Below are 9,275 nucleotides of genomic sequence, written 5' to 3'. Positions count from 1 at the left end.
CTTTAACTACTATGAATAATACCTTTATATATTAAATAGTCAAAGCACTGAAATTAAAAAAACCTAAACTTAGAGTACTTAGAGTACTCTAGTTTAGGTTACTATGTTTAATGCCTTCCCTGATGGATGATTATGTCCAACGATTATTGAAGCAGCATTAGATAGAATAGCAGATTTCATTACCTCCCTAGGATGAACTATACTGGCATTCAGACTGCCAATATGACAAACATTAATTGATACAGGTTGGTTCTTAGTGTCTAGTGAGGCAACAATGAAATGCTCCCTATCCTTGTCCGCAAGAAACAACTTCATTAGTTGATATCCATCTTCTGGTGACCTTACTGACCGTTCCCTGTAAAGTAAGCTTGATTCCTTTACTAATTTTAATGAAACAATATTAATTCTTTTTGCAGAGGTCTTCTTTTCTTCTTTTACAACATTAAAAATTGGCGATTTAAACTGCTCTTTGTAATAATGTAAACCCATTTTCTCTTCCTCCTTAAAAATAAATAGCCCTAATTCCTAAATAAGGAATTAGAGCTATTTTTTGTTGAATGTATTATATTCTAAACTATTATATATATATGAAAATATTTTTAATACAGTTATTTGAATTTTATAATATTTTATCCAAAAACCAGTTTATCTTAGCTGATATTCAGAAGTCAACTTTATTGTAGACCATCCATGGCTTTGCCCACGGCTAAACTTTACACGAAGGTTAATTGCTTCTAAGTTGTTATGCCAAGCTAGTGTATTTTGAATTGCCGTTGGTGTTTTTATATAGACAGTTATATTACCATCAATTTTTGAATGCTCCTTACAAATACTGATATTTTCTTCATAGCATGTAACTGCCATCATAGCCTTGCCAAGGAGGTTTTCTACGCCCCTTTTTAATTGTACCTGTGTTGCATCTTTTAGTTTTAGCCCCAGGTCCGCAGCTATAACTTCTAAGCTCTCTTTGTGATTTAACTCACCTATTTGGAATTTTGATTTTACTTCGTTAACTACTGATTCCATACTACCTATATTAAAATAGGTTGGACCAAGTATGGTTCCAATCCCTGGGTTCTTGGTAGTAATTTTACTATTCTTTTTAGCAAGGGCTTTTAGTGAAATACTTTCAACAATATACTCTTTATTGACTATCAAAATTAGCTGCAGGTCACCAGTATCAAGCCTGTCATTAATGTAACTTTCGGGAACTAACTCAATACTTTTTATTTGGAAAGTACTATATTTCTGGTGCAATTTTTCTCTAACAACAGGAACGAGGGTCGAAGTTGAATTATATAACTTTTCTAACACTTCAGGTTTCACGAGAGAATAGTATTTACCCATTAACTGGACACATTCATCAGGTTCTACCTGTGAAACATTAGGAAACTCTTTTAAGAAGTAGAAATATGTAATAGCTTCGTGGCATTTTCCAATTGCATTACTACTGTTTGAGTTTTGTGAATATTGGTGGGTATTTAACAAATACTGCATTTTCTTTATTGTATCGAAATTTATTTTTTCCTTTTCAGATTCATCTAGGAATTTGTCATAGCTTGCAGCAAGCTTTATTGAAGAAGTTGGGCTACTTTCAAATTTAAACCTTAATGTTAAGGCTACTTCTCCATACTTTATTCCAACTGTATTTTTTCCAGATTTATATATTTGAATATCGCTAAATTGAGGTGTACCTGGATTAAACTGTTCTACATTAACATCATTTTGAGTTTTCCCATAACTCGTTACAATATTAACGTCTTCTGTCATGAAAAAAACATTATACGCATGAAAAAAGCCTTCATTTTTATCGTTGTAGAAATCCTTCAGTAAAGAAAAGCATAATTCTCTCAAATTGTATAAAAATATATCTCTATATGGGTTAATCTCATCTGTAAATTTCGGAAAGTACCCTGATACTAGTTTTTTTAATTCCTTTATATCTTTTACATAATGCTCACCTAATTTTAATTCTACGAGTTTACTTAGGAAATTTTGGTATTTTACTTCGAATAGTCGATTAAACATCAATTGCAAGCTTTCAGATAAAAAATATTTTGAAAAGAAGCTTTTTGCCCCAGGGTTTTTTGGTTGAATTCTACCGCCTTTTCTAACAAGAAAAAGATTAACTGATATTATTTGGTTGTTATCGAGATACAAGGTCAAATCCTTTTCCTTGTCAGGATTATTTGTGTTAAATTTGGACTGAACGGACTCTATATAGGGATAAAGATTTGTAATATATAGTACAGTTTTAGTAACTGTTTTTGGATAGTAATCAATGGGTTCATTCTTTATGTATTGTAGCAGAGCTTGATAAACATTTTTTACATGTTCATCCCCAATAAGCCTGGGATTCTTTTTCACAAATCTTACCTCCCCAATATTATAACTTAATTAAATTGTACTGTTTATGAATGCTTTGTTAAAGAAAAAACTGGCCTTCTCACGTTGTAGATGTTAAAATAAGAATAGCTTATCATCTTAAGGGAGGTATGTAGAAGTGAAAGTTGAAGAAAGAGGACGAGCTAAATACCGACCTTTAAAAGATTACGACTCAAATGAGGTAAAGCAACTCCTTCTAGAAAAAATTAAAGAAGAACAAGAAACAATTCAAAATATAAAAGATGATTACGAACAGCCTAATTTGGATTATCGAGAAGATAAAATAAATGTAATTAGCTTATTCTCAGGATGTGGCGGTTTAGACTTAGGACTTGAATTGGCGGGGCTTGCTGCAGCTATTGGGGAAGAAGAGGCTCTTAAAGCTTTTAAAGATAAGGATTGGTTTAACGCAGTTAGAGAAGAAAGTATCTTCCATACAATATATACAAATGACCTTTTTAAAGAAGCAAATGAATCATACAAATTAAACTTCCCTCCAGTATTTCAACAACAACTAGATATTCGAAAAGTTAAAGAATTTCCAAAAGCAGATTTTGTCCTTGGCGGATTCCCGTGTCCCGGATTCAGTGAAGCTGGTCCACGATTAATAGACGATAAGCGAAATTTTCTATATATACATTTTATACGCTGCCTTCTTCAGGCAAAACCATTTGCATTTATTGCAGAAAATGTAAAAGGTATGTTAACGTTAGGTAAGGGAGAAGTAATTAATCAAATTGTACAGGATTTTGCTTCTGCGGGATATAATGTTAAATTCAAATTGGTCAATGCACGAGACTACGGGGTACCACAACTAAGGGAAAGGGTTTTCATTGTTGGTATCCGTGAAGATTTGGATTTTGAATATAACCACCCAGAACCTACTCATGGTAATGGTAAATTACCTTATGTAACATTAAAAGATGCAATTGGAGACCTTGAATCAAATCCCGGAGATTGGTTTGAGGGAGGATTTTCACCAATTTACTTATCTCGAAACAGAAAGAAAAAGTGGAATGAACAAAGTTTTACAATTCAGGCTTCTGGTAGACAAGCACCTTTACATCCTAGCGGTCCTGAAATGATAAAAATAGAGGCGGATAAGTGGACACTTCCCGGAGATGAATCTCTACATCGCCGTTTATCTGTAAAAGAAATAGCCCGTATTCAGACTTTCCCTGATTGGTTTATATTTTCTGATGGGGGAAACATGGATGTGCAAAAAAACAATAGGCTAGACAAACAATATAAACAAATAGGGAATGCTGTTCCAGTTATGTTAGCAAAGGCTATGGCAATGCCTTTAGCATTTTGGGCAAAAAAAAACTTAAATGTGATTAAAAAAAATAGCTCATTAGTTTTAATATAATCTTTTCAAATTTGACTATAGATAGCCAGTCATTATGCTAGGTATTAAATAAGGGACCAGACAATTACATATTTCAATTGTCTGGTCTTTTTTATCTGCTGTATAAATAATTTATTTTTTTAACCGTTTATTTATCTTCCGCCAGTGATTTTTCACTTGAGATTCCATAAGGTTTATTGTTGATGGACTATCATCAAAAATCTGTTGTGCTCTTAAAGCATAATTTAAGAAATTACCATGTCCCTTTCTTCGTATGCCAAGATGGGTGTAATTTATGTAAAGGCTTTTTCTATGCTTTTTTCTTCCACTTTTTTCAGATTTCCAATTACTTAAACGAACTTTTTTGTAGGCTCTGCAATAATATTTAAACAAGCTTTTTTCTCTTAGCTTGACACTGTTACCATCAAAGGCAAAACCTAAATAGTCCAATATACCTGGATTTAAACTTTCATCATAAATCACGTTATTAGAATAGATGAACTTATTAGTTTTTTCATCCTGAATAACTAATCTTGGTATCTCATCCCTAGTCTTTTCTATAAATTTCATATGTTTATTGTAATCATAATTTTGAATATCTTCATCAAAAGGTATTACAATAATTAAATCATCACAATATCTTCTGTAAAGCCCATTGTTAGCCTTTACATAATCATTTATCTTTTTATCAAAATCAATTAGATAAATATTGGAACACACTGAGCTTAAACCTGCTCCTTGTGGTATTCCGTAATCATTTTTGTTGAATTGAATGTTTTCTTTATTTGATTTTCTAAATTTCCTAAAATCCTTTTCATCAAAAAGTCTAGTTAACTTCTTTCTCTTTTCTTTGTTTTTATATTTCTTTTTTAAAACTTCTTCTATTTTTTCTTTTTCTGCCCAACTAAACTTAGTTATGTTCTTATAGATAGTAAAATAATCATCAGGTAATTTGTCAGTATCAAGAACCACTTGAAGCTGCTTTTTCAAGTATTTATGGTCTAACGTATCAAAAAAACTAGTAAAGTCGGCAACATATATAAATGAACGCTCAGATTTTTTTATAAAATCTATTACTTCCTTAGCAAAATGGATATTACTTTTTCCGTCAAGATTGTTTCTATAGGCAGTTGCAACTTCATTAATTTCAAGCTTCTTAACCACTTCATTGTACTTATTGTTTAACATATCACCATAATATTTATATATGTAACTATCAAGGTGTGAAGCATAATATATATCACGTGTTTTAGGTTTTCTCCTTTTTTCAATCCTACTATATTTATAGAACTCTATTTTAAAATGAATAAACGGAAAAAATCCATGCTGTACTACCCAGCTTGGATTTGTTATGTCATCTATTACCTTATTTATTGAGACTCTATTGTCAAAATGTTTATATTTTTTTATTTTGTATTTGCTAATGTCTATTTTCGCAGAGCTAGTAAGGGTATGTAATCGTAGCCTATTACTCTGAACCATATTCAGTCACCCCTCACCAGCATACTTTTGGTCTCAATTAAATCCTATTTCTAGACTTCAAAAGGACCATCTTCATTGTGTTCAATTTCCCTCGCACAACAAGGCTACTTAATCACTTATTAGCTATACTATAGAGTATATAGTAGAATGGTTGATTACTACAAATGGAGGTATTAATTCACATATGCAGAGTTGTTGCTTCGCAATGTCCTTGTTAATCTCCTGCTGGATTGTTAATGCAAGAAAGGTCGGGATAAAGCTTGACAACTGTTCACCAGTTTCCCCCACAACAATTTCTATGAGGCAATTAAGATTATACCATAAAATTGGTATATTTTCCAAATCAAACTTTTAATAATGAAATGCTATTTGCACCACCAAACAGTATTCTTTCATCATTAATAGAAAATGCCTGCTTTTTTGGTATTTTTAATTCTATATTTACTCTATCAACAAATTTCTTTTTAGCATCTTCATTTGATGCATAATCCACAATTAATATTTTTAGAGGCTTAGGATTTTCCTTCTTCCTAGTCTCAGCTAATCTTTCTGCAATAGCCTTATTAATATGAGCATCTCTAAAACTATATCCAATAATATAAAGTTCCTCACACATTTGCTCATCGACTATCATTTTCTTTTTGAATTCATTGTAATAAAAGTTAAACGGTTCTTGCTGTACCTTTAGACTTTTCCCACCTCCAGTAACAATGGATGGAATAACATTTAAATCAAAAATTTTCTTATATAAATCACTAAATCTTAAACTTCCAGTAGTTACCTTGAATAATTTACCATCTGACAAATCTTTAAATGAGGATAGTGAGCCATGTAAGTGGTGTAATCTTACATTTTTTTTATAGTTTTCAGGGTGAATTTGTTTACTTCGGTCAGGTCCAAAAAAATAACGATATTCATCATTAATAGGTGTCCATTTGTTCCCTCGGTAATGGAAATCGGCGAAATCTTTACTATTAAAGTAAGTTAGGAGGATTGTTTCTAGCAATAAATCAAAGTTTAAAGTAAAAAGGTCAATTTCAGTAGAGTCTTCAATCACATCAACAAGCCATTTTACAAACTCATCTAATTTATTATCTATTTCATCTTTCTTTACATTTCCGTCAATCAACTCAAGAATTGAAGCCGTATATTCATAAATTATGTTTTGAATCGCCTCTAAATGCTCTTTGAAGTTTTCATTGCTCAAACTATATGAGTTCATAAAATGTTTCCCATTTTCGAGATTTAAAAAGTTACTATAATGCTTTAAAGTTTCGTAAGAAAGTTCAATGCTGGCAATTGCTTCTTCAAAATCTCTTTGATTATAATTATCCTTCATATGGTGTTTAATAAAAGATTTATGCTCGTCATTTAACCTTCCAAAAAAACGTTTTGTAATAGATTCTAAGCCGAAATCTTTATTTAAGGCTACCGAAAGTCCATTTCCAGTTAAAACTACCCTTTTCATCTTGACCTAACCTCCTAAAAAAATAATTATTAAAATATTTTATCATATTTATTTGGGTTATATAAATGAGTCAATTATGCAGAGGAACTGGACCAATTGAAACTTTAGCTATTAAAAAGAGAGTGCTTTCACGATGAAACAAGTGAATAACCGCTCTCTTTTAAAACTTCGAAAGATATTGATTTAAAATGAAAAAACCTCATTTACTTATGATACGGTTCCCCCCGATTAATCCTAAACGCCCGATAAACCTGCTCCACCAAAATCAATCTCATTAATTGATGTGGAAAAGTCATTTTCGAGAATGATAATGTATCATTCGCCCGCTTCATCACGTCAGAGCTTAATCCAAGTGATCCACCAATAATAAAAGCAATTTTACTTTTTCCATATGTAGCAAGCTTATCAAGGTCGGCTGCCAGCTGCTCTGATGATTTCATCTTCCCTTCAATTGCCAAGGCAATGACATGGGTATCATCTGAGAGCTTTGCGAGAATCCGATCGCCTTCCTTTTGCTTGATTTGTTCCATTTCAATATCACTTAACGTTTCTGGTGCTTTTTCGTCTGGGAGTTCGACGACTTCTACTTTGGCATATGCTGAAAGTCGCTTTAAGTATTCGTCTATTCCTTGCTTTAAATATTTCTCTTTTAATTTTCCTATACTGAATATTGTAATATTCACAGGTATCCCCACCTTACAAACAAGTTATCCACAAAAGTTATCCACATGTCCACAATTTTCATCCACATCTTGTATGCGAATATTAGTTCCCCACAACATATGTCGCTTGATTTTGACAAAATTCACAGGTTGTTAATAACTTTTCATCCTCTAAAAGTCGTTTCATGTCAGGTGGTGTTTCATGGTTATCCACGTAAACATCTAATGCAAGCTCAATATGTTCTTCACAGCAATGTATCATTTCAATCATCCTCTTACTAGTATTCTAATTTCATTTATTACCATGATTCTTCTACCTCATTCATTCTATCATTACATCTACAAACATCCTATCAACATGTGCATAACTAACTTCCTCACATCAAAAAAGAAGAGCATCCCCGCTCTCCTTTTCCTATAATCTCTATAGTGACTCTTCCGCCAATGTCACCGTCACGGTTTGCTTCTCACCGTTACGATAGAATGTGACTTCCATCTTATCACCAATTGATTTTTTATTATATAAATGCTGTCTTAGTTTGATCACTGAATCAATTTTCTCACCATCAAATTCAACAATGACGTCAAGTTCCTTCAATCCCGCTTGATGCGCTGGTGTATTTGGAACGACCTCTAACACAGCCACTCCCTCTTTAACATCCTCTGGGAGATGTAGCGTTTGCTGGCGATGATAGCTTGAAATTTCATTCAGAGCTTTCAAGTTACCGACTCCTAAAACCGGACGACGAACCTCTCCGAAAGCTTCTAGATCTTCAATAATTGGTTTTGCCGTTGTAATCGGAATCGATAAGCCAATTCCTTCGACAGCGCTTTGCGCTATTTTCATCGAATTGATTCCAATGACTTCGCCCTTAATATTTACTAGCGCTCCTCCGCTATTACCTGGATTAATCGCTGCGTCGGTTTGCATGACATCTGCATGCCAATCAGGAACACCATCCTGGTTAATATCAATCGGAATTGATCGATTTAAGCCTGAAATAATCCCTTGTGTGACAGAGCCTGAAAATTGCAGCCCTAATGGATTCCCGATTGCAATCACTGGTTCTCCTAATTTAATATGATCTGAATTTCCGAATTCAGCGACCTTTTCAACATGGCTTCCGTCGATTTCAATTACAGCTAAGTCCGTCCAAATATCGCTACCTAATACCTTTGCTTTGACTCTTGTACCATCACTTAAACTAACCTCAATATCAGATGCGCCTTCAATTACGTGATGGTTCGTAACAATATATGCTTTGCCATCTGCTTTTTTATAGACAACACCTGAACCAGTTCCGGCTTCTTGAGAGCTCTCAGTTGTCCAAAAGTTCGACTCTTGTAAATTCACAATTCCAACTACAGCTTCATTCACTTTTTCTACTGCTTCCGTAATTTCAGAAGTTACATTCACGACAATATTTGACTGACTCGTTGGAGCATCTTGCACATCGTCTAGGCCATTTTCTTCCGTTGCAGCCGGCAGATCATACGGGAGAATGTTCCACTTCATTAATAATGGTGTTGAAACCAAGATAAGTAACGCACCTAAAATAGCTCCAACAAATGCTGATACCACCCAGCTTGCTTTATTGCCTTGTTTCTTGTGTCTCAGATGTTCATAATCTTGATCATAATACCCCATCGTCCAACATTCCTTTCAACTTAACGAAATGAATAACTTTAGTATTTAGCTGTTTTCTCAAAGTTTGTTGTTTTTAGATGTACATGTGAAAAGTAAAATTTCTAGCAGACTGAATACACGTAGACTCCTGCGGGATGCGTGGCCAAAGTGAGACCCCACAGGAGCTAAGGCGAGGCCACTGAAAAAGTCCTCATAAAAGAGAAACTTAGGTTTTTATTCCTATCTTTCTCTTTTTTAATTTATAATTGATTTAATAAATAGTAGGTGGGTGTCGTCATGATT

General features: G+C 33.4%; 7 protein-coding genes and 1 pseudogene. 1 reads left to right on the top strand and 7 read right to left on the bottom strand.

The features are described 5' to 3' along the window. Window positions 1–117 precede the first annotated feature (117 nt). A pseudogene (locus F7888_RS22040) lies at window positions 118–489 on the bottom strand (JAB domain-containing protein); the annotation flags it as partial. Window positions 490–645: 156 nt separating this feature from the next. Further along, the gene (locus tag F7888_RS22035; protein ID WP_061793152.1) at window positions 646–2,367 is read right to left on the bottom strand and encodes a hypothetical protein; all 1,722 of its coding nucleotides are present in this window, start codon (window positions 2,365–2,367) and stop codon (window positions 646–648) included. Window positions 2,368–2,503: 136 nt separating this feature from the next. On the opposite strand from F7888_RS22035, the gene F7888_RS22030 reads away from it, so the two are divergent. Next, on the top strand, window positions 2,504–3,754 hold the full coding sequence (locus F7888_RS22030; protein ID WP_061793151.1) for a DNA cytosine methyltransferase: 1,251 nt from the start codon (window positions 2,504–2,506) through the stop codon (window positions 3,752–3,754). A gap of 111 nt (window positions 3,755–3,865) precedes the next feature. On the opposite strand, the gene F7888_RS22025 is transcribed toward F7888_RS22030, so the two are convergent. The 5 genes from F7888_RS22025 to F7888_RS22005 form a co-directional block, all read right to left on the bottom strand. Continuing rightward, a complete protein-coding gene (locus F7888_RS22025) occupies window positions 3,866–5,215 on the bottom strand; it encodes a reverse transcriptase domain-containing protein (protein WP_225228963.1) in 1,350 nt (449 codons plus the stop codon). A 343-nt stretch (window positions 5,216–5,558) separates the two neighbouring features. Then, the gene (locus tag F7888_RS22020; protein ID WP_061793150.1) at window positions 5,559–6,683 is read right to left on the bottom strand and encodes an SIR2 family protein; all 1,125 of its coding nucleotides are present in this window, start codon (window positions 6,681–6,683) and stop codon (window positions 5,559–5,561) included. 203 nt (window positions 6,684–6,886) lie between these two features. Then, window positions 6,887–7,366, bottom strand: coding sequence for a 23S rRNA (pseudouridine(1915)-N(3))-methyltransferase RlmH (gene rlmH, locus F7888_RS22015; RefSeq protein ID WP_191783507.1), 480 nt, complete (start codon window positions 7,364–7,366; stop codon window positions 6,887–6,889). 82 nt (window positions 7,367–7,448) lie between these two features. Then, window positions 7,449–7,607, bottom strand: a complete 159-nt coding sequence (locus F7888_RS22010; protein WP_191783505.1) for a CxxH/CxxC protein — start codon at window positions 7,605–7,607, stop codon at window positions 7,449–7,451. A 162-nt stretch (window positions 7,608–7,769) separates the two neighbouring features. Next, window positions 7,770–8,993: a S1C family serine protease gene (locus tag F7888_RS22005; protein ID WP_191783504.1), complete on the bottom strand. Its 1,224-nt coding sequence runs from the start codon at window positions 8,991–8,993 to the stop codon at window positions 7,770–7,772. Window positions 8,994–9,275 lie beyond the last annotated feature (282 nt).

The organism is Litchfieldia stipae, assembly GCF_014837155.1.
Classification (GTDB): Bacteria; Bacillota; Bacilli; order Bacillales; family Bacillaceae_L; genus Litchfieldia.
The sequence above is the reverse complement of the archived record's forward strand: the minus strand, read 5'-3'. Positions and strand labels throughout refer to the sequence as shown.